The following is a 19,669-nucleotide window of genomic DNA, read 5'->3' as shown; positions in this document are numbered from 1 at the left end:
TGGTCGCACACCCACCGAGGGGGAGGAGCCACCGATGTGCTTTGCCTGCGAGAACCCGGACAGACCCGGTTACCTGCAACGGATTCGCGACGGCGTCGCCGAGCGCGGCTGGATGGTGCAGGGGATCGAGAGCAGCGGGTCGTACCCGCCATGGGCCTACACGATCGGCCTGAGCGGGTACGACCTGCCCGAGCTGGTCGTGACGGGCCTGCCGGTCATGGCGGCCGGCAGGCTGCTCAACGACTCGGCCGCGCGCGTCCTGGACAGCTCGCCACCGGCCGCGGGTGAACGCGTCTCGCTGCCGGGCGGCACGCTGATCGAGGTGGTCGCGCTGGCGGAACCGTCGGCGCACCTGGTGTTCGCGGCCGACCTGTACGGCCCGGAAATCCGGGCGCTGCAACTGGTCTACCCGGACGCGTGCGGCCGCTGGCCGTGGTCTCCGGACTACCGTGACGGCCGCGGCGGCCAGCCGGTCCTGGGGGTGCGCCGTGCCCGCTAAGTGCCCGTGCGCCCCGCCCCGAGGCTGTTTCCCGGAACCCGTGCCTGCCGTCCACGCGCGCGTGGACTCCGTCCGGGTACCCGAGCCGCCCATCCGGCTGCGCGTGTCGAAAGTGCGGACACGCGTGGCGACTCTTCGATCACGCCTGTCCGCTGTCGGAGCCCGGCTGCCGGCGCTCCGGTCACGCGTTTCCCGGCACCGGCGGGGCTTGCCCGTCCCGCAGGCTCGTCCCCGGAGCCAGCCGCTGGACGGCGTCCTCCATGTGCGCCTCGAGGAGGGCCAGGGCCGTATCTTCGTCCCCGTCGCGAAGCGCCTGGATGAGCTTCGTGTGCTCCTCCACGCGTTCCTCGACCCGCTGGTAGGTGCTCTGCAGCGCGGTGAGGCACATCCGCGTCTCGATGAGGAGCGTCCGGGCCATCCGGACGAGCCGCTTGCTGCCGGAGGCGTTGATGAGGGCCTCGTGGAACCTGAGGTCCGCGGTGGAGAGCGCGTTCGGGTCGTCTTCGCTCGCGGCGGTCGCCATCTCCGTGACGGTGTGCTCCAGGATGTCGGCGATCCGGTCGCGTTCGCCGCCACGCAGGGCGCGAAGCATGGCGGCGCGTTCGATCGCCGAGCGAGCTGCGTAGATGTCGTAGACGTCCCCGGGCTCGAGGTCGATCACGAACAGCCCACGGTGCCGTTCGCTGCGCAGGAGCCCTTCCGAGACCAGGTGCTGCATTGCTTCCCGGAGTGGCCCCCGTGACACCTGGAACCGGGAGGCCAGCTCGGTTTCGCCGAGCTGGGTCCCGGGCGGGAGGGCGCCGGTCATGATCGCGTCGCGCAGCTGACGCGCGATCACCGCGGCCGTCGACTCGCGGCTGATCGGTTCGATCTCGGGCAGCATGCCCGGTGGCAGGGCCATGTCAGGCGCTCCCGTCCGGCAGGTGCCGGAAGAGCGCGCCGAGCGAGCGGACGAGGCGGTGCTGGCCGGTCAGGCGCAGGCCCTCCCACACCGTGACCTGGTTGGCGGTCAGCACGGGCTTCTTCAGCGCGGCTTCGATGGCGTTGATCTCGCCGAGGGTGCGCATGGCGGTGTCCGGCACGAGGACGGCGTCGGCGTCCGGGTGGTCGTGGCGCACGGCGAGCTCGACGACGGCTTCCGGTGGCATGGCGCCGACTTCGGCGGCGGTGAAGATGTCGGCGCTGGCCATCGCGACGACCTCGACGCCGCCGGCCTTGAGGAAGTCCACGAACAGCCGGGCGATGTCGTCCGGGTAGCTGGCGGCGACGGCGACCCGCTTGACGTCCAGGGCGCGCGCGGCGTGCACGAACGCGAAGGAGGTGCTGGAGGCCGGAACCCCGGCGACGGCGGCGAGGCGGTCGGCCTGGTCGCGCGCGCCGTCCCAGCCGTAGACGAAGCTGCCGCTCGTGCAGGCCCAGATGACCGCGTCCGGCTCGTGCTTCTTGAGCTGAGCGGCACCGTCGGCGAGACGGCTCTCGCTGCCGAGGTCGAGCAGTTCGGCCACCGCGTGCTTGTCGGTGCCGTAGATGTGCTCGACCGCGAGCCGGATGTCGCCCTCGTCGGCGGCCGCGCCGCCGAGCAGCTGCTCGGCCAGCGGGTAGTCGTCTTCGGCCGCGTGGTCGGGGTAGATGAAACCGATGGTGGTCACGGAACCTCCGGAGGGACGCAAATTGTCGACAATCCTAGAGGGGTGGTCAAGGAATACCTTCACGACACGTCACGAAGCCACTTCCCGGGTCCGACGATGGGCAGGTTCATCCGGCGCAGGCACGCCCACATGGTCAGCTGGTTGGCCGTCAGGACCGGCTTGCCGAGCGCGGTCTCGAGCGGCTCGATCAGGTCGTACGTGGGGAGGTTGGTGCAGCTGACGAAGATCGCTTCGGCCTCGCCGTGGTCGGCGGCGAGGATGCGCTCGGCGATGGTGCGGTAGCTGACCTTCCAGATACCGCCGCCCAGCCCGAGGTGGTCGCTGGCGACGGTCTCGACGTTCAGCTCCGCGAGGAAGTCGTGCAGCGCGCGGGTCAGGTCGGCGTCGTACGGCGTCAGCACCGAGACGCGGTGCAGGTCGAGCTGGTGCAGCACCTCGGCCAGCGCGCCCGAGGTGGTGACGGCGTCCGGCGCGCCGGCGTCGCAGATCGCCTTGGTCAGCGAGCGCTCGTAGTCGACGCCGTTGACGAAGCTGCCCGACGTGCAGAGGTAGGCGACGACCTCCGGCTCGACGTGCAGCACATCGCGGGTCGCGCTGGCGAGGTGGTGGCTGTCGCTGACCAGGCGAGCCATCTCCATGCTGACCGGCACCGGCTCGTACGGCGTCCGGGCGAGGTGGAGGGACACCTCCATCGGTACCCAGCGCCAGAGCTCGCGCTCCAGCGCCAGGTCGAAGGGCGCGATGACCCCGATGCCGCGTTGCGCCAGCGGGCCGTCGAACGCCAGGAAGTCGAAATCCAAGGCTCAGCCTCCGGAATACGTCTGCACTTGATGACACGTCCGGTGCTCCGGGGGTCGTTCCTCGGATTGTTGACAATCATACGAGCCGCTTTTACCGTGTCAACGTGATCGCCTCGGAAAACCAGGAAGCTCCGGTCCTGGCAGTGCTCTGTGGCGAGCACCGCCCACCGGACATGCGTGCTGTCGAGTCCAGGGCGGTCGTGCGTTACACGGACGCGGCGGGCCTGCCCGAAGCGCTGTCCGGAGCCGACGCGCTCTTCGTCTACGACTTCCTCTCCACGGCTGTGCCGGGCGCGTGGTACGCGGCCGATCGTCTGCGCTGGCTGCACATCGCGAGCGCGGGCGTCGACCCCGTGCTGTTCCCCGGACTGGTGGAGAGCGACGTCGTCCTGACCAACTCGCGCGGCGTCTTCGACGATGCCATCGCGGAGTACGTGCTGGGCGTCGTCCTGGCGTTCGCGAAGGACTTCGCGCGGTCGCACGACCTGCAGCGCGAGGGTCGCTGGCTGCACCGCGAGAGCGAGCGGATCGCCGGACGCGAGGTGGTGGTCGTCGGCACCGGGCCGATCGGCCGGGCCATCGCGCGGCTGCTGCGCGCGGCCGGCATGCGGGTGCGCGGCGCCGGGCGTAGCGAACGGACGGGTGATCCGGACTTCGGCGTCGTGCACGAGTCCTCGCGGCTCGCGGAGTTCCTGCCGCACGCCGACTACGTCGTCGCCGTCGCGCCGCTGACCGAGCACACCAAGGGCATGTTCGACGCGCGCGCGTTCGCCGCGATGAAACCGTCGGCGCGGTTCGTGAACGTGGGCCGGGGCGAGCTGGTCGTCACGTCCGACCTGGTCGCGGCGCTCGAAAGCAAGGCCATCGCCGGCGCCGCGCTCGACGTGTTCGACACCGAGCCACTGCCGCCGGACAGTCCGCTGTGGAGCATGCCGGATGTGCTCGTCTCGCCGCACATGTCCGGCGACTTCATCGGCTGGCGGAACACGCTCGTCGAGGTCTTCACCGAGAACTTCCGCCGCTGGCTGGCTGGGGAGCCGCTGCGCAATGTCGTCGACAAGACGCTCGGCTACGTGCCGTCGGGGAACCAGGGAGCCGGATGAACGACAGGATGCTGACCGCCAGCGAGCTCGTCGCCGCCTACGCGACCGGTGAGCTGTCACCGGTGGAGGCGACGCAGAACGCGCTGCAGGCCATCGAAGCCCGCGACGGCGAGTGCAACGCGTACTGCCTCGTCGACGCCGACCGCGCACTGGAGCAGGCCAAGGCGTCGGAGGTCCGCTGGCGGGACGGCAACCCGATCGGCTGGCTCGACGGCGTGCCGTCCTCGATCAAGGACATGTTCCTCACGCAGGGGTGGCCGACCGTCCGGGGCTCGAAGAGCATCGACCCGGACCAGCCGTGGGACGTCGACAGTCCCGTCGCTGCGCGGATGCGCGAGGCCGGGCTGGTCTTACTAGGTAAGACGACCACGCCCGAGATCGCGTGGAAGGGCGTCACCGACAGCCCGCTGTGCGGCATCACGCGCAACCCCGCCGACCCGTCCAAGACCTCGGGCGGGTCGAGCGGCGGCAGCGCCGCGGCCGTCGCAGCGGGGATGGGCGAACTGTCCGTCGGCACCGACGGCGGCGGCTCGGTGCGGATCCCGGCGTCGTTCTGCGGGATCGTCGGCCTGAAGCCGACGCACGGCCGCATCCCGCTGTTCCCGGCGAGCCCGTTCGGCCCGCTCTCGCACGCCGGCCCGATGGCGCGCTCGGTGGACGACACCGCGCTGCTGCTGGACGTCCTGTCGTTGCCCGACCACCGCGACCCGGCCGCGCTGGCGCCGCCGGTGGCGTCGTTCCGCGAGGCCGTCCGGCGGGACGTGCGCGGCCTGATCGCGGCTTTCTCGCCGACGCTCGGGTACGTCGACGTCGACCCGGAGGTGGCCGAGGTCGTCGCGGCGGCGGTGCGCGCGCTGGGCGACGCGGGCCTGCACATCGAGGAAACCGACCCGGGGTTCGCCGACCCGAAGCCGGCGTTCGACATCCTGTGGTCGTCGGGCGCGGCGAAGCTGCTCGGCACGTTCCCGCCGGGTTCGGAGGAGCGGACGGACCCGGGCCTGCGCAAGGTCTGGGAGCTCGGCGAGAAGTGGAGCGCGAGCGACTACCTCGACGCGACCGCCGAGCGCGCCGCGCTGGGCATCCTGATGGGCGAGTTCCACACGCGCTACGACGTGCTGATCACGCCGACCGTCCCGATCCCGGCGTTCGAAGCGGGTCACGACGTGCCGCCGGGCAGCGGGCTGAGCGAGTGGCCGGAGTGGACGCCGTTCACGTACCCGTTCAACATGACCCAGCAGCCGGCGATCAGCGTCCCGGCCGGCACCACGTCTTCGGGCCTGCCGGTGGGGCTGCAGATCATCGGGCCGCGGCATTCGGACGACCTCGTGCTCGCGGTGGCGAAGCTCTTGGAGGAAGTCCGGCCCTGGGCACCGGCGTGACCACACGTGAGGGTGAAACCCGCGCCGGGGCGGCGAAGGCTGTGCCACTGTCGCCGGGTGAACGCTGAAGGCTGGCGGTACGAGCGCGCCATTCCGACCGTCGACCCGGCGGGGGAACCGACCCGGGTGGTGGTCGGCCTGATCGAGCAGGGCGGCCGGCTGACGGCGGCCCTGCGGGTGGACGACGGCAAACCGGCGCTGGTCCCCCTGGAGATGGGCGGCGAGCTGCTGAAGGTGCTGCGGGAGACGCTGGAGAGCTGGTGGCGCCTGGACGGCCACCGCGACCGGACGCCGGAACCCCGCGCGGGCCGTCAGACCGGTTCGGTCACGCCGGGCTGACCGGTGCGCGGCGGACCAGTCCGCGGATCTGCGGGTTGACCAGGACGACCGCCGTCGCGATGACGACCAGGGCCGCAGCGCCCAGCAGTGTCGCCGAACGGCCGGCGTGCTCGACCAGGGGCCCCGCGGCGATCTGGCCGAGCGGCATCGCGATGAACGAGCCCAGCATGTCGTAGGAGTAGACGCGGGCGAGCTTCTCCGGCGGCACGTTTTCCTGCAGCGAGACGTCCCACGCGACCGCGAACTGCTCGATCGCGATGCCCGTGAGGAACATCGCGAACAGCAGCGGCAGCAGGTACGGCGTCTGGCCGAGCGCGAGCATCGGCAGCGCGTCGACCATCACCAGCGCGACGCCGATCAGCAGCATCCGCCGGGGTTGCCAGCGCGCCGCGACGACGCCGCCGAGGAGCGACCCGGCTGTCTGCACCGCCAGCGCGAGGCCCCAGCCGGTGCGGCCGAACGTGTCGTCGGCGACCAGTGGACCGACCACCCGCAGCGCGCCCGCGTTGACCGCGTTGACGATCATGAACTGCAACACCACCATCCACACCCAGGACCGGGCGCGGAACTCCCGCCAGCCCTCGGCGAGCTCGGCGAGCGGGCGGCTGCTCGGGATCCGTTCGCCGCTCGGCAGGTGGATGCGCCGGTAGGCGACGGCGGCCGCGAGGAACAGGACCGCGTTCCCGGCGAGCGCCCACCCCGAGCCGGCGAACGCGACGAGGACCCCGGCCAGACCCGCGCCGGCGATGCGGCCGGTGTTGGACAGCAGCCGGACCAGCGCGTTCGCCTGGGCGAGCAGCGGCGCGGGCACCGTCAACGGCGTGAGTGACGCGGCCGCGGGCAGCGAGATCGCCGAGACGGCGCCGTTGACCAGGCTGAGCCCGACCAGCAGCGGGATCGAGGCGAATCCACAGAGGACGCTCGCGGCGATGGCCGCCTGCGTGAGCGCGGCGGCGGTCTCGGTGCCCTGCAGGATCACCGACCGCGGCAACCGGTCGGCGAGCATCCCGCCGAAGAGCACGAGCAGCACGTTGGCGATCGACCGCGCCCCGACGACGATCCCGAGGTCCACGGCCGATCCGGTCAGGTCGACGACGGCGAAGGCCAGCGCGAAGGGCGCGACAACGTTGGCGAAGTCGGCGAACGTCCGTCCGGTGACGAGAGCGCGGAACCGAGGTTCGCGAAGCGGGGCGAAAAGCGGGGAAGTCATGGCAGCTGCTCCGGCGAGGTGGGGACGAACGAGACGTGAGTCGGGTGGACGGCTTCGGCGAACCAGGCGGGCGCCACCCGCGCGGTCACGGGGACTCGGACTGGTCCGGCTCTGCCAGTTCGAACAGGGCCACGCTCGCGCTGACCCGGACCGTTCCCGGGGTCCGCGGTGGCTGGGCCGCCGCGTGGAGTTCCTGGCTCAGCTCCGATGCCCGCTTCAGCAGGCGCGCCCAGACGGCCGGGTCCACCCACAGCTCCGCGTCCGTCAACGATGCTCGCCGGTCGGGGGCCCGTGACTCGGCCCGGCGCAGCAGCTCGCCCGCGACCGCCTTGGTCAGCAGCTGCTGCTCGGCCGGTGAACGGGTGGTCAAGCGGCGGCCCGACGCCGGGTCGTGGCGGTAGCGCTTCGCGCGGCCGCCGCGGATGGTCACCTCTTCCGCGACCTCCAGCAGGCCCGCGTCGTGCAGGCGGCGCATGTGGTAGCTGATGTTCGCCTGCGTGTCGCCCAGCTCGCGCGCCGCTTCGGCCGCGCTCAGGGCCGTTCCCGTCAGCAGCGACAGGATCCGCATGCGCATCGGGTGCGCCAGCACGCGCAGGTTGTCGTGGGGCATGACGTCAGTCTGACACGACTGTCAAAGGGTTATTTGGGGGTCTCGTTGGCCGGGAAGATTGCCCCAGTCGTCCGACGTCTGTGCTGTGCTGGACGCATGCGTATGACGATCTTGGGCCGCAGCGGCCTGGAAGTGTCGAAGATCGCCTTCGGCACCTGGCAGCTCGGCGGCGACTGGGGCGCGTTCGACGAGGACACCGCGATCGCGGCCATCCACCACGCCCGCGACCTCGGCGTGAACTTCTTCGACACCGCGCAGGCCTACGGCCGCGGCCGGTCCGAGGTGCTGCTCGGACGTGCGCTCAAGAACCAGCCGGACGTCATCATCGCCACCAAAGGCGGTATCAACCCGCGCGCGGAACGGCCGCGCGACTCCCGCCGCGCGTGGCTCACCCAGGGACTCGACCAGAGCCTGCGCAACCTGGACGTCGACCACATCGACCTCTACCAGGTGCACTGGCCCGACCCGGACACGCCGGCCGCGGACGTGGCCGGACTGCTGCAGGAGTTCGTCGACGCCGGGAAGGTCCGGCACATCGGTGTCTCGAACTACAGCGCGGAACAGCTGGCGGACCTCGGCGTGGCCGAGACGCTGCAGCCGCCGTACCACCTGTTCCGCCGCGGCATCGAGACCGATCCGCTGCCTTACGCCCGCGCGGAAAACATTGGCGTCTTCGTATACAGCCCGCTCGGCAGCGGTCTGCTCACCGGCGCGCTCACGCCGGACACGACGTTCGAACCCACCGACTGGCGCTCGAAGTCCAGCGCGTTCCAGGGCGACAACCTGCGCCGCAATCTCAAGATCGTCGACAACCTTACGGCGTACGCCACGCGAAAGGATCTCGAAGTCGGCCAGCTCGCCATCGCCTGGACGCTCGCCCGGCCCGGCGTGCACGCGGCCATCGTCGGCGCGCGGCAGCCGAAGCACATCGAAGCGAGCATCGCCGCCGCCGACGTCGAGCTGACGTCGGATGACTTGGCCGAGATCGACCGGATCACCGCCGACGCCGTCCAGGTCGCCGGCGCCGCACCCGAGGGCATTGCCTAGAGCACGTACGTGGTGCCGTCCGGCGGGAGCAGAGCGCCGGCGGCCAGGACGGCGGCGTGTTCGGGCGACGCCGGGTCCAGCACCGGGTTCGTGTTGTTGAGGTGCGTGAACGCCCAGCGCCGCCCGGCGATCCGGGGCAGGCTCGCGGTGATCGGCAGGTGCCCCATCGCGAGCTGGTCCGGTCCGCCGACTCCCGCCATCTCGTCCGGCGCGTAGAAAGTTCCGTCGAGCAGGACCAGCGACGCGCCGTCCACAAAGGAATCGAACCCGGGAGGCCAGCTCTTCAGGCACGGCGCGTAGACCAGCACGCCGCCGGTCGCGAGGTCCGAGATCCGGTACGCGACCACCCACGGGCCCTCTCCGGCGGCCGCGTACTTCGGCTTCTTGTCGCTCACCGGCAGTACGTCGACGCGCAGTCCGGGGACGTCCGTGAGAGACGTCCAGCCGCCATAGCCGTCGACGATCTCGCGAAACGGAGACAGCGCGCGCAGCACGGCGTCGGGTGCCCACACCGGGAGTCCGCCGGACTCCCGCAGCATCAGCAACCCCAGCGTGTGGTCGAGTTCGGCGTCGGTGAGCAGCACCCCGCGCAGCGGGATCTCCCGCGGCCCCGGCCCGGCCCGCAGCTCCGGCGTCCCGAGGATCTGGGCGCGGATGTCCGGGGAACAGTTGAGCAGGTACCAGCCGGCGCCGTCCGCGCTGATCGCGACGCAGTCCTGCGAGCGCGGCGGCAGTCCGGACGCGCAGAGGCGGCACGCGCAGTTCCACTGTGGACAGCCTCCGCCCGCCGCGGTGCCGAGCAGGATCACCTTCACCGGCGCATGACCAGGTCGGTGACCGGAGGCCGGGACAGCGCGAGGTCGACCAGCGAACGCTGCGGAGACCGCGAGCACACCGGGTCGGTCGCCGCCGCGTCGCCGGTGAGCAGGAACGCCTGGCAGCGGCAGCCGCCGAAGTCGAGTTCGCGGCGGTCGCACGTGCGGCACGGCTCGGACATCCAGTCTTCGCCGCGGTAGGCGTTGAACGATTCGGACCGGTACCAGATCTCGGCCAACGGCGTATCGCGCACGGAAGAAAGCCGCAGCGTCGAGATCGCCGACGCCGCCGGGCACGGCAGCACCGTCCCGTCCGGCGCGATCGTCAGCTGCCGCGCGCCCCACCCGTACATGCACGGCTTCGGGTACGGCTCGTAGTAGTCGGCGACGACGTAGACGATCTCCATCGTGCCCCGCAAACGCGAAACCGCCGCGCGCACGATCGGTTCCGCTTCGGCGAGCTGCTCGGGCGTCGGCATCAGCGCCGCGCGGTTGCGCAGCGCCCAGCCGTAGTACTGCGTGTTCGCCAGTTCGAGACGGTCCGCGCCCATCCGCTCGGCCAGTTCGATGATCCCGGCCAGCTGGTCGTGGTTGCGCCGGTGCAGCACCACGTTCAGCGACAGCGGCAGCCCGGCCTCCTTCACCAACGTGGCCGTGTTGAGCTTGTGGTCGAACGCCCGCGCGCCGGCCAGCAGGTCGGACCGCTCCCGCGTCGCGCCCTGCGCCGACAGCTGGACGTGCGCCAGCCCGCGCGAGACGAGGTCGTCGAGCCGGGCGGCGGTGAGCCCGAGCCCGGAGGTGACGAGGTTGACGTAGCACCCGAGCGAGCTCGCGTGTGCCACTAGTTCGGGCAGGTCTGGCCGGGCCAGTGGCTCGCCGCCGGACATGTGCACCTGCAGGACGCCCAGTTCACGCGCTTGCGAGAGCACCGAAATCCAGTCCGCCGTGGACAGTTCGGCCTCGCGCGAAACGAGCTCCAGCGGGTTCGAGCAATAAGGACAGTGCAGCGGGCAGCGGTGGGTCAGCTCGGCCAGCAGCCCGAGCGGCGGTTTCACGTCCACGCGACGACCCGCCGTTCGCCCAGCCGGGTCAGCACGTCGAGGACGTCCTGTTCCCGGACGCCGGTGAAGCGGGTGCCCAACGCCGAGGCGATTTCCGTGACGGTCCGGGCGCCGTCGCAGAGTTCGAGCACTGCCGCCGCGGTCGTGTTCGGGACCAGCACGCCTTCCGGGAACAGCAGCACGTGCGTCTCCCGGACGTGGTCGAACGACAATCGGACACCGCGCCGGAGCTGCGGGACCGAACCCACGGTGATCACCGCGCCGCCCGCTCGATCGCGTCGAGCATCGACCACAGGACGTCGCACTTGAACGACAGCGCGGCGATCGCGCGGTCCTGCTGCTCGCGCGTGACGCAGTGGCGGACCACGATGTCGAGCGTGTCCTTGCCCTCGCCGGAGACCTTGTCGATGCGGTTGGTGAAGTACGCGAGGTCCTCGCGCGCGATCCAGGGGTAGTGCGCGAGCATGTCCGCGACGCGCTGCTGCATCAGGTGCCCGGCGAACATCTCGGTGAGTCCGGACGCGACGGCCTCCCACCACGGCTTGGTCCGCGCGAACGTCACGTAGGCGTCGACGGCGAACCGGACCCCGGGGGCGACGTGCCGCTCGTCGAGGACTTCGTCCCGGTCCAGGCCGACGGCCTCGCACAGCCGCAGCCACCGCTCGATCCCGCCGGCGCCGGCGTGCGGGCCGTCGTGGTAGACGATCCGGTCGAGCCACTGGCGCCGGATCTCCGGCAGCGGACAGTTGCTGATGATCGCCGCGTCCTTCTGCGGCAGCTGACACTGGTAGTACCAGCGGTTCGCCGCCCAGATCCGCAGCCCGTGCGCGTCGAGCTCGCCCGCGTGCAGCCGGTGGTGGAACGGGTGCGTGCCCCAGTAGCGGTCGGAAAGACCGCGCAGGGCCGCGATGAATGCGCTTTCCGCGAGCGGCTCGACGGGCATCGTTCAGTCCGCCAGGCGAGCCGCGTAGGCGGTCACCTCCATGGGTGTTTCGTATTCGACGAAGTCGGGGGTCGTCCACACCTCGGTCATGTCGTGCTCCTCTCCCGGGGGTCCGGTCGCCGCCACGGTAAGAGCGCGACGAGCCGGCTGGCCAGAGGAGTTCGGAAAGTTTCCTTCCGATGGCGCAGTGGGGTGCCGATCAGCGGTGCTAGCGGACCGCGGCTTCCAGCTCCACCAACGCGGTGTCGAGGTGCGTCAGGATCCGCTGCAGGTGCGGCACGCTCCGGCGGCAGCCCGTGACGCCGAAGTCGAGGTTGTCGCCGTTGCTCGTCAGCGTGATGTTCACGGCCTGGCCGTCGAGCAGGACCGACGCCGGGTAGATGCCGTCGAGCTGCGCGCCGTTCCAGTACATCTGCTTGCGCGGCCCCGGCACGTTCGAGATCACCAGGTTGAACGGCGGCCGCGTGTTGTTGACGACGCCCGGGATCGGCGAGACGCCGAGCTGCGCGACGTTAACGGCCGATAACAACAGCGTCTGCAACGGCGTCAGCTCCGAGAACAGCCGCTTGCCGTTGCGCATCGACTGGTGGATCGTGACGAGCCGCTTGCCCGCGTCCGGCAGGTCGGTGGCCAGGTTGCACAGCAGCGCGCCGATGTTGTTGCCCGCCGCTTCGCCCGGGTCGTTCTGTCGGCGCAGCGACACCGGCACCATCGCGATCAGCGGCGCGTCCGGCAGCGCGCGCTGCTCGATGAGGTAGTCGCGCAGCGCGCCCGAGCACATCGCGAGCACGACATCGTTGCGCGACACCCCGGCCGCCGTCGCCACCTGCCGGACGCGGTCGAGCGACCACGACTGCGCGGCGAACCGCCGCGCGCCGCCGATCGGCACGTTGAGCATCGTGCGCGGCGCCTGTCCGGGCAGGGTTAACGTGTGTTCACCGAACGCTTCGCGCGCGACCTTCATCGCGGCCGGTGCCAGACTGGCGAGCTGGTTGGCGGTCTTGCTCGCGGTCTGCAGGAACGACTGGGGCCGCTTGACGCGGCCTTCGCTGGGCTTGCGCCGGCTGCCCCACCACGGCGGGCAGTCGAGGTCCGCGGGGTCGTCCGAGAGCGAGCCCTGCAGCTGGCGCAGCGCCGAGACGCCGTCCATCAGCGCGTGGTGGACCTTGGTGTAGACCGCGAACCGGCCGTCGGCGAGCCCCTCGACGAGGTGCGTCTCCCACAACGGCCGGTGCCGGTCGAGCAGGGTGCTGTGCCAGCGGGACGTCAGCTCCAGCAGCTCGCGGATGCGGCCCGGCTGCGGCAGCGCCGAGTGCCGGAAGTGGTAGTCGAGCTCGAGGTCGGTCTCCGTGCGCCAGGCCACGTGTCCCATCGTGTTGACAGGCCGCGCCGGGCGACGCCGGAACACCGAGCGCATGTTGTCCGATTCGAGCAGGTTCTTGCGGATGTCGCGCAGGTAGTCCGGCCCGGCGCCGTCCGGTTTCTTGAACAGCTGCAGACCGCCCACGTGCATCGGATGCTCGCGCGTTTCGACGAGGAGGAACATCGAGTCGGTCACGGGCATCATCGCCATGGGACATCACCTTCCGCACTCGGCACGCCGACTGTACGCGCTCGGCGGCCGTGGGTGGATCACGTTCTACTTTGGCGAGTATGACCGTCTCCAGCGCCGGGGAAACGTCGTTGCCACCGATGGCCGAGTGCGTCGTGATCGGTGGCGGTGTGATCGGCGTGAGCTGCGCGTTCCACTTGGCGGAAGCCGGTGTCGACGTCCTGCTCGTGGAGCGCGGCGGGCTCGGCGGGGGCTCGACGGCGAAGGCCGCGGGCGGCGTCCGGTCGTCGTTCACCAGCCGCGTGAACGTCGAGCTGGGACTGCGCGGGCTCGCGGCGTACAGCGCTTTCTCGGAGCGCTTCGGCGTCGAGATCGACTTCCGCCGCGACGGCTACCTTTACCTGCTCGCCGACCCCGCGGAGGTGTCTGCAATCGGACATTGCGCGGAGCTGCAGCGGGAGTACGGAGTGCGCAGCCACCTGCTGACTCCCGCGGAAGCGAAGGGTGTCCTCCCGCTGCTCGAGACGGACGGGGTCGTGTCCGCGCTGTGGTCTCCGGACGACGCGAAGGCGACGCCGGACGTGGTTGTCCGGGGCTACGCGCGTGCGGCGCGGACATGCGGCGCGACGCTCCGGACCGGCGTCGAGGTCACCGGCATCGAACGTGACGGCGACACGTTAACCGGCGTTAACACCGCGGCGGGGTTCGTCCGGACCGGCGCGGTCGTGTGCGCGGCGGGCGCGTGGTCCGGACGGATCGGGACGCTGGCCGGACTGGACCTCCCGGTGCGGCCGTTCCGGCGGCAGGTCGTGTTCACCGGCCCGGTGCCCGGACTGCCGGAGCGCGTCCCGCTGACCATCGAGCTGCCGTCGGCGTTCTACTTCCACCGCGAAGGCGCGGGCCTGGCCATGTCGTTCAGCGAGGACGACGGCTTCCCCGGCTTCGACACGCACTACGAAACGGGCGAGTGGCTGCCGCGGCTGGCCGAGCTGGCGGGCCGCCGGATCCCGGCCGTGCTCGACGCCGGCATCCGGACGGCCTGGGCCGGCTTGTACGAAATGACGCCGGACCGCAACCAGATCATCGGGGAAAGCGTCCTGCTGTCACGGTTCTTCTACGCGACCGGTTTCTCCGGCCACGGCTTCCAGATGGGGCCGGCCACCGGCGAGCTGATCCGGGACCTCTACCTGGGGCGCGAGCCGGCGGTGGACGTCACCGAGCTGGACGTCCGGCGCTTCGAAAGCGCCGATACCGCACCGGTGGAGCACAACATCATCTAGGGGCCGATTGCCAGATCGTTCAACGATCTGGCAGTATCCGCGCCGTGGCTGTGAGTGGTGCTCGGGAGCTGGTGGACGCGCTTCAAGCGCTGGGAACGGAGATCGTCTTCGGCCTCCCGGGGGTGCACAACCTGCCGTTGTGGGAGGCACTCGCCGAGACGAGCATCAAGCTCGTCGGCGTCCGCCACGAACAGACCGCGGGCTACGCGGCCGACGGCTACGCGCGCGCGACCGGCAAGCTCGGCGTCGCCCTCGTCACCACCGGTCCGGGCGCCGCGAACACCCTCGGCGCGGTCGGCGAGGCCATGGCGTCGGCGGCTCCGGTGCTGGTCATCGCCACCGACATCCCCTCGACGCTGCGGCGGCCCGGCGTCGTGCGCGGCGTGCTGCACGAGACGTCCGACCAGCAGGCGATGTTCGCGCCGGTGACCAAGGGCGGCTTCACCGTGCGGGCCGCCGACCAGATCGGCACCACCGTGCACCGCGCGGCCCGGCTCGCGCTGCAGCCGCAGAGCGGTCCCGTCTACCTCGGTGTGCCGACCGATTACCTGCGCGAGACGGTGCCGCACCGGCGTCCGCCCGCGCCGCACCGCAAGCCCGACGGCGACGTCCCCGACCTCGCGCGCGCCGAGGCTCTGTTGTCCGACGCGGAGCACCCGCTGATCTGGGCGGGCGGCGGCGCGCTGCGGTCCGGGGCGGGGGACGCCATCGGCGCGCTCGCCGAGAAGATCGCCGCGCCGGTCATCACCACCTTCGGCGCCCGCGGCCTGCTCCCGCTCGACCACCCGTGCCTCGCGCCCAACCCGGTGCACACGCCGGAGGTCGGCGAGCTGTGGGACGAGGCCGACGTCGTGCTTGCGATCGGCACCGACTTCGACGGCCTGATGACGCAGAACTGGCGGATGCCGAAGCCGCGCAGGCTCGTCGCGATCAACGTCGACGCCGACGACGCCGCCAAGAACTACCAGCCCGACCTGACGCTGGTCGGGGACGCGCGCGGGATCGTCGAGCGGCTGCTGCCCAAGGAACGGCCGGGCCTGGACGACATCACCCTGCGGCTGGCCGGCATCGGCCGCCGCGTGCGCCAGCGGATCCGCGACGAAGAACCGCAGGCCTACGACTTCCTGTCCACTTTGGACGAAGTGCTGCCGATGGACGCGGTGCTGGTGTCCGACATGTGCGTCGCCGGCTACTGGGTCGGCGGCTTCCACCGGGTGCGGGCGCCGCGCAAGCTCGCCTACCCGATGGGCTGGGGCACCCTGGGCTACGGCTTCCCGGCGTCGCTCGGCGCCGCCGCGGCGGGTGTCGGACGCGCCATCTGCATCACCGGCGACGGCGGATTCCTCTACGGCTGCGGCGATCTCGCGACGCTCGCGCAGGAGCAGCTGCCGGTCACGGTCGTCCTGGTCGACGACGGCGGCTACGGCATGCTGCGCTACGACCAGGAACGCGCCGGTCTCCCGCGTCGCGGAGTCGACTGGGACAGCCCGGACTTCGTCGGTCTCGCGCGGTCCTTCGGTGTGCACGCGGACCGCGTCTCCGGGTTCGGGCGCGCGTTCCGGCGGCTGCTCGGCGAGTTCGTCGAGTCGGACGAGCCGAACGTCCTGGTCGTGAAGGCCCGGCTGAAGCCGCCCCTGAACACGTCCCCGCGGTGGTACCGCACATGAGGATCGGCGTCGACATCGGTGGCACGTTCACCGACCTCTGCGCGGTCGACGAGTCCGGGATCGTCGCGGTCGGCAAGGTCCTGACCACGCACGACGAGCCGGCCCGGGCGGTCGAAGAGGGACTGGCCGCGCTGCTCACCGACGCCGGGGCCGTCGAGCAGGTCGTGCACGGGACGACGCTGGTGACGAACGCGCTGATCGAGCGCAAGGGTTCGCGGACCGCGCTGCTGGCGACGGCGGGCTTCCGCGACGTCCTGGAGATGCGCCGCGAGCACCGGTACGAGCTGTACGACCTGCACCTCGAACTGCCCGCGCCGCTGGTCCCGCGGCACCTGCGGTTCGACGTCCCGGAGCGGATCCTCGCCGACGGGTCCGTCCACACCGCACTCGACGAGCCGTACGTTGTAAGGCTCGGGCGCGAGCTGGCCGACCGCGGGATCGAGGCGGTCGCCGTCTGCTTCCTGCACGCGTTCACGAACCCGGCGCACGAACGGCGCGTTGCGGAGATTCTCGCGGAGGTGGCGCCCTCGCTCAGGGTGGCGCTGTCGTCGGACGTCGTCCCCGAGATCCGCGAGTTCGAGCGCGCGTCGACCACTGTCGCCAATGTATACGTTCAGGACCTCACCGAACGCTACCTGCGCGACCTCGAACACCGCTTGCGCCGGCTCGGGATCCCCGGAGCGCCGCACATCATGCTGTCCAACGGCGGTCTGGCGACCGTGGACACCGCGGCCCGGCACCCGATCCGCATCCTCGAGTCCGGACCGGCGGGCGGGGCACTGGCGGCGGCCGCGATCGGGCCGGACGACCTGCTCGCGTTCGACATGGGTGGCACGACGGCGAAGCTCTGCCTGATCGCCGGTGGCGCGCCGCTCGTGACGCACCAGTTCGAAGTGGACCGCAAGTACCGGCTGCTGCCCGGCTCCGGGCTGCCGGTGCAGGTGCCGGTCACGGACATGATCGAGATCGGCGTCGGCGGCGGGTCGATCGCTCGGATCGACGCGCTGGGCCTGCTGACCGTCGGTCCCGACTCGGCCGGGTCCGAGCCCGGCCCGGCCTGCTACGGCCGGGGCGGCACCGAGCCGACGGTCACCGACGCCGACCTGGTGCTCGGCTACCTCGACCCGGCCTACTTCCTCGGCGGTGGCATGCGCCTGGACGCCGATGCCGCCCGGACGGTGCTGGAGAAAAAGATCGCCGGCCCGCTCGGCGTGAGCGTCGAAGAGGCCGCGTGGGGCATCCACACGAGCGTCAACGAAGACATGGCCAACGCCGCCCGGGTGCACGCCGTCGAGCGCGGTCAGGATCCCGCGAAACTGCCGATGTACACGTTCGGCGGCGCGGGGCCGGTGCACGGCGTCGGGGTCGCGCGGGCGCTCGGGGCGCCGTCGGTCGTCGCGCCGCCCGCCGCGGGCGTGCTCAGCGCGGCCGGGTTCCTCACCGCGCCGCTCGCGTTCGACTTCGTCCGGTCGGCCCGCGCGGCTGTGCACGACCTCGAGTGGGAGCAGGTCGACGCGCTGTTCGCCGAGATGGAGGCCGAGGGCGAAGCGCTGCTCGCGAAGTCCGGCGCGGCCGAAGTCACGCACCGGCGGATTGCCGAGATGCGTTATGCCGGGCAAGGCTACGAGATCCGCGTTCCGGTCCGCGGCGGCGACTGGCCGCGAACACTGATCGAGGAGTTCACTCGCACCTACCGCGCGCTCTACCAGCGATCGGGGCCGGAAGTCGGCGTCGAGGTGCTGAACTGGCGGGTGGTTTCGAGCGGCCCCGCGCCGGACGTCACCTTACGGCTTAAGGTGCCGGCGAAGAGCGGCAACGCGCGCAAGAGGACCCGCAAGGCCTACTTCCCGGCGGCTGGTGGATTTGTCGACACGGCGGTCTTCGATCGCTACCTCCTGACGCCGGGGGAGCGTGTCGACGGACCGGCGATCGTCGAGGAACGCGAGTCCACCGTCGTCGTCCCGCCGGGCGCGCATTGCGTTGTCCGGGAGGACGCGGCGCTGGAGGTGACGGCGTGAGCGTCGACCCGATCCTGGTCGGGCTGTTCGGCAACCGCCTGCACTCGATCCTCGCCGAGCAGCAGAACGCGCTGGTCAACACGGCCTTCTCCGCCGTCGTCCGCGAATCGCTCGACCTGGCCTGCGCGGTGTTCGACTCGCGCGGCGAGATGATCGGCCAGTCCGTCGGCGGCACGCCCGGACACATCAACGCGATGGCCACCGGCATGCACCACTTCGTCGCCGCGTACCCGCCCGACACCCTCGAGCCCGGCGACGTCCTGCTCACCAACGACCCGTGGCAGACGGCCGGGCAGATCAACGACATCACCGTCGCGACACCGGTGTTCCGGCGCGGCAGGCTGGTCGCGTGGTTCGCGTCCTGCTGCCACGCGCCCGACATCGGCGGCCGGCTCGTGTCCGCCGAAGCCCACGAGGTCTTCGAAGAGGGACTGCGGCTGCCGATCCTGAAGTTCCTGCGCGCGGGCGAGGTCGACACCGATCTGGAACGGCTGATCCGTGCCAACGTCCGGACGCCGGAGGAGACGATCGGCGACCTGTACGCGCAGGTCACCGGCAACGAGGTCGGCGCGGCCAGCCTGCTGCGGCTCCTCGGGGAATTCGGTCTCGACGATCTCGACGACGTCGCCGCCGAGATCATGAACCGGTCCGAGAAGGCTCTGCGCGACGCACTGCGGAAGCTGCCGGACGGTGTCTACACCAACGAGATCGTTACCGACGGCTTCGACGACGAAGAGATCGTCCTGCGCGTGACGGCCACTGTGGGCGGCGACGAGATCCACCTGGACTTCGCCGGGTCGTCGCCGCAGAGCCGGCGCGGGATCAACGTCGTGCTGAACTACACGCGCGCGTACGCGTCGTTCGCGGTCAAGGCGGCGATCTCGCCGGAGGTGCCGCACAACGCCGGGTCGTTCCGGCCCGTGCACGTCTGCGCGCCGGAGGGTTCGGTGCTGAACTGCCTGCCGCCCGCGCCGGTCGCGTCCCGGCACCTGATCGGGCACTTCCTGCCGTCGCTGCTGATCGGCGCGCTGCCCGGTGCCGCGATCGCGCCGAGCGCGGACGCGCTGTGGATGACCATCTGGCGCGGTCCGGGGTTCATGCTGAACGTCTTCCAGACCGGCGGCATGGGCGCGCGCGTGGACAAGGACGGCCTTAACACCACCGGGTTCCCGAGCGGTCTGCGTTCGACGCCGACCGAGGTCATCGAGACGATGGCGCCATTGGTCCAGCACACGCGCGAGCTGCGCGCGGACTCCGGCGGCGCCGGACGCTGGCGCGGCGGCCTCGGCCAGGTAACGACGATGGCACTGCGCGAGGGCGGCGCGTGGAGCGTCAACGGCAACGTCGATCGCGTGCGCGCGGCGGCCTCCGGGGTGGACAGTGGATTGTCCGGTGCGGCCGGGCGGTTCGGCCTGCACGACGGGCCCGACCTGCCCGCGAAGAGCCGCGTCACCCTGACACCGGAGTCTGTCGTGGACGTCACGCTGCCGGGCGGCGGTGGGTACGGGTCGCCGTTCGAGCGTCCCGTGGCGGCAGTGCTCGCAGACGTCGTCGACGGTTACGTCTCCGTCGACGCCGCACGCAATGTATACGGAGTATCCATCAGGTACCACGGATACCCGGACGCGCTCGTCCGGCTGCCGGAGGACTACGCGGTCGACGAAGAGCAGACAGCACGACTGAGAACGGGGAAGTGA

20 protein-coding genes are annotated in these 19,669 nt (G+C 71.2%); 9 read left to right on the top strand and 11 right to left on the bottom strand.

The window, feature by feature from the left end; genetic code table 11:
- Window positions 1-34: 34 nt before the first annotated feature.
- Entirely contained in the window at window positions 35-499 is a 465-nt protein-coding gene (locus tag ACZ7OH_RS03420) for a DUF4262 domain-containing protein (protein WP_470279376.1), read from the top strand.
- Window positions 500-680: 181 nt separating this feature from the next.
- On the opposite strand, the gene ACZ7OH_RS03415 is transcribed toward ACZ7OH_RS03420, so the two are convergent.
- The 3 genes from ACZ7OH_RS03415 to ACZ7OH_RS03405 are packed head-to-tail and all read right to left on the bottom strand — an operon-like array spanning window position 681 to window position 2,948.
- Window positions 681-1,400: a GntR family transcriptional regulator gene (locus tag ACZ7OH_RS03415; protein ID WP_470279375.1), complete on the bottom strand. Its 720-nt coding sequence runs from the start codon at window positions 1,398-1,400 to the stop codon at window positions 681-683.
- A 1-nt stretch (window position 1,401) separates the two neighbouring features.
- Window positions 1,402-2,148, bottom strand: a complete 747-nt coding sequence (locus tag ACZ7OH_RS03410; protein WP_400894323.1) for a maleate cis-trans isomerase family protein — start codon at window positions 2,146-2,148, stop codon at window positions 1,402-1,404.
- A 59-nt stretch (window positions 2,149-2,207) separates the two neighbouring features.
- The gene (locus ACZ7OH_RS03405; RefSeq protein ID WP_470279374.1) at window positions 2,208-2,948 is read right to left on the bottom strand and encodes a maleate cis-trans isomerase family protein; all 741 of its coding nucleotides are present in this window, start codon (window positions 2,946-2,948) and stop codon (window positions 2,208-2,210) included.
- Window positions 2,949-3,052: 104 nt separating this feature from the next.
- Between ACZ7OH_RS03405 and ACZ7OH_RS03400 the strand changes: the two genes are divergently transcribed.
- From ACZ7OH_RS03400 to ACZ7OH_RS03390, 3 genes are read left to right on the top strand one after another with little or no spacing between them, the layout of a single operon-like run.
- Window positions 3,053-4,051: a D-2-hydroxyacid dehydrogenase gene (locus tag ACZ7OH_RS03400; protein ID WP_470279373.1), complete on the top strand. Its 999-nt coding sequence runs from the start codon at window positions 3,053-3,055 to the stop codon at window positions 4,049-4,051.
- Window positions 4,048-5,430: an amidase gene (locus ACZ7OH_RS03395; protein WP_400894317.1), complete on the top strand. Its 1,383-nt coding sequence runs from the start codon at window positions 4,048-4,050 to the stop codon at window positions 5,428-5,430. Before ACZ7OH_RS03400 ends, ACZ7OH_RS03395 begins: the two co-directional genes overlap by 4 nt.
- 57 nt (window positions 5,431-5,487) lie before the next feature.
- Entirely contained in the window at window positions 5,488-5,769 is a 282-nt protein-coding gene (locus tag ACZ7OH_RS03390) for a hypothetical protein (RefSeq protein WP_470279372.1), read from the top strand.
- On the opposite strand, the gene ACZ7OH_RS03385 is transcribed toward ACZ7OH_RS03390, so the two are convergent.
- Window positions 5,756-6,979, bottom strand: coding sequence for an MFS transporter (locus ACZ7OH_RS03385; protein ID WP_470279371.1), 1,224 nt, complete (start codon window positions 6,977-6,979; stop codon window positions 5,756-5,758). The two genes, ACZ7OH_RS03390 and ACZ7OH_RS03385, sit on opposite strands and share 14 nt — an antisense overlap.
- Before the next feature lie 85 nt (window positions 6,980-7,064).
- Entirely contained in the window at window positions 7,065-7,589 is a 525-nt protein-coding gene (locus tag ACZ7OH_RS03380; protein ID WP_470279370.1) for a helix-turn-helix domain-containing protein, read from the bottom strand.
- Window positions 7,590-7,691: 102 nt separating this feature from the next.
- On the opposite strand from ACZ7OH_RS03380, the gene ACZ7OH_RS03375 reads away from it, so the two are divergent.
- On the top strand, window positions 7,692-8,636 hold the full coding sequence (locus ACZ7OH_RS03375) for an aldo/keto reductase (protein ID WP_470279582.1): 945 nt from the start codon (window positions 7,692-7,694) through the stop codon (window positions 8,634-8,636).
- On the opposite strand, the gene pqqB is transcribed toward ACZ7OH_RS03375, so the two are convergent.
- The 6 genes from pqqB to ACZ7OH_RS03345 form a co-directional block, all read right to left on the bottom strand.
- Window positions 8,633-9,451, bottom strand: a complete 819-nt coding sequence (pqqB, locus tag ACZ7OH_RS03370) for a pyrroloquinoline quinone biosynthesis protein PqqB (RefSeq protein ID WP_470279369.1) — start codon at window positions 9,449-9,451, stop codon at window positions 8,633-8,635. The genes ACZ7OH_RS03375 and pqqB overlap by 4 nt on opposite strands.
- Complete coding sequence (gene pqqE / locus ACZ7OH_RS03365) at window positions 9,448-10,512, bottom strand: pyrroloquinoline quinone biosynthesis protein PqqE (protein WP_470279368.1); 1,065 nt, start codon at window positions 10,510-10,512, stop codon at window positions 9,448-9,450. The genes pqqB and pqqE overlap by 4 nt, the downstream gene beginning before the upstream one ends.
- A complete protein-coding gene (gene pqqD, locus ACZ7OH_RS03360) occupies window positions 10,503-10,769 on the bottom strand; it encodes a pyrroloquinoline quinone biosynthesis peptide chaperone PqqD (RefSeq protein WP_470279367.1) in 267 nt (88 codons plus the stop codon). Before pqqD ends, pqqE begins: the two co-directional genes overlap by 10 nt.
- A complete protein-coding gene (gene pqqC / locus ACZ7OH_RS03355) occupies window positions 10,766-11,455 on the bottom strand; it encodes a pyrroloquinoline-quinone synthase PqqC (protein ID WP_470279366.1) in 690 nt (229 codons plus the stop codon). Before pqqC ends, pqqD begins: the two co-directional genes overlap by 4 nt.
- A 3-nt stretch (window positions 11,456-11,458) precedes the next feature.
- Window positions 11,459-11,581 (bottom strand): pyrroloquinoline quinone precursor peptide PqqA, encoded by a 123-nt coding sequence (pqqA, locus tag ACZ7OH_RS03350; protein WP_470279365.1) that lies wholly within the window; start codon window positions 11,579-11,581, stop codon window positions 11,459-11,461.
- A gap of 82 nt (window positions 11,582-11,663) precedes the next feature.
- Window positions 11,664-13,028, bottom strand: a complete 1,365-nt coding sequence (locus ACZ7OH_RS03345) for a WS/DGAT/MGAT family O-acyltransferase (RefSeq protein ID WP_470279364.1) — start codon at window positions 13,026-13,028, stop codon at window positions 11,664-11,666.
- An 80-nt stretch (window positions 13,029-13,108) separates the two neighbouring features.
- On the opposite strand from ACZ7OH_RS03345, the gene ACZ7OH_RS03340 reads away from it, so the two are divergent.
- The 4 genes from ACZ7OH_RS03340 (at window position 13,109) to ACZ7OH_RS03325 (ending at window position 19,669) form a co-directional block, all read left to right on the top strand.
- Window positions 13,109-14,287: an NAD(P)/FAD-dependent oxidoreductase gene (locus ACZ7OH_RS03340; protein WP_470279363.1), complete on the top strand. Its 1,179-nt coding sequence runs from the start codon at window positions 13,109-13,111 to the stop codon at window positions 14,285-14,287.
- A gap of 71 nt (window positions 14,288-14,358) precedes the next feature.
- Window positions 14,359-15,954, top strand: coding sequence for a thiamine pyrophosphate-binding protein (locus ACZ7OH_RS03335; protein ID WP_470279581.1), 1,596 nt, complete (start codon window positions 14,359-14,361; stop codon window positions 15,952-15,954).
- Window positions 15,951-17,972 (top strand): hydantoinase/oxoprolinase family protein, encoded by a 2,022-nt coding sequence (locus ACZ7OH_RS03330; RefSeq protein WP_470279362.1) that lies wholly within the window; start codon window positions 15,951-15,953, stop codon window positions 17,970-17,972. The genes ACZ7OH_RS03335 and ACZ7OH_RS03330 overlap by 4 nt, the downstream gene beginning before the upstream one ends.
- A complete protein-coding gene (locus ACZ7OH_RS03325; protein ID WP_470279361.1) occupies window positions 17,969-19,669 on the top strand; it encodes a hydantoinase B/oxoprolinase family protein in 1,701 nt (566 codons plus the stop codon). Before ACZ7OH_RS03330 ends, ACZ7OH_RS03325 begins: the two co-directional genes overlap by 4 nt.

This window comes from Amycolatopsis sp. NPDC114478 (genome assembly GCF_055633805.1).
Note: the sequence above shows the minus strand (reverse complement) of the source record. Positions and strands in the feature narration are given on the sequence as shown.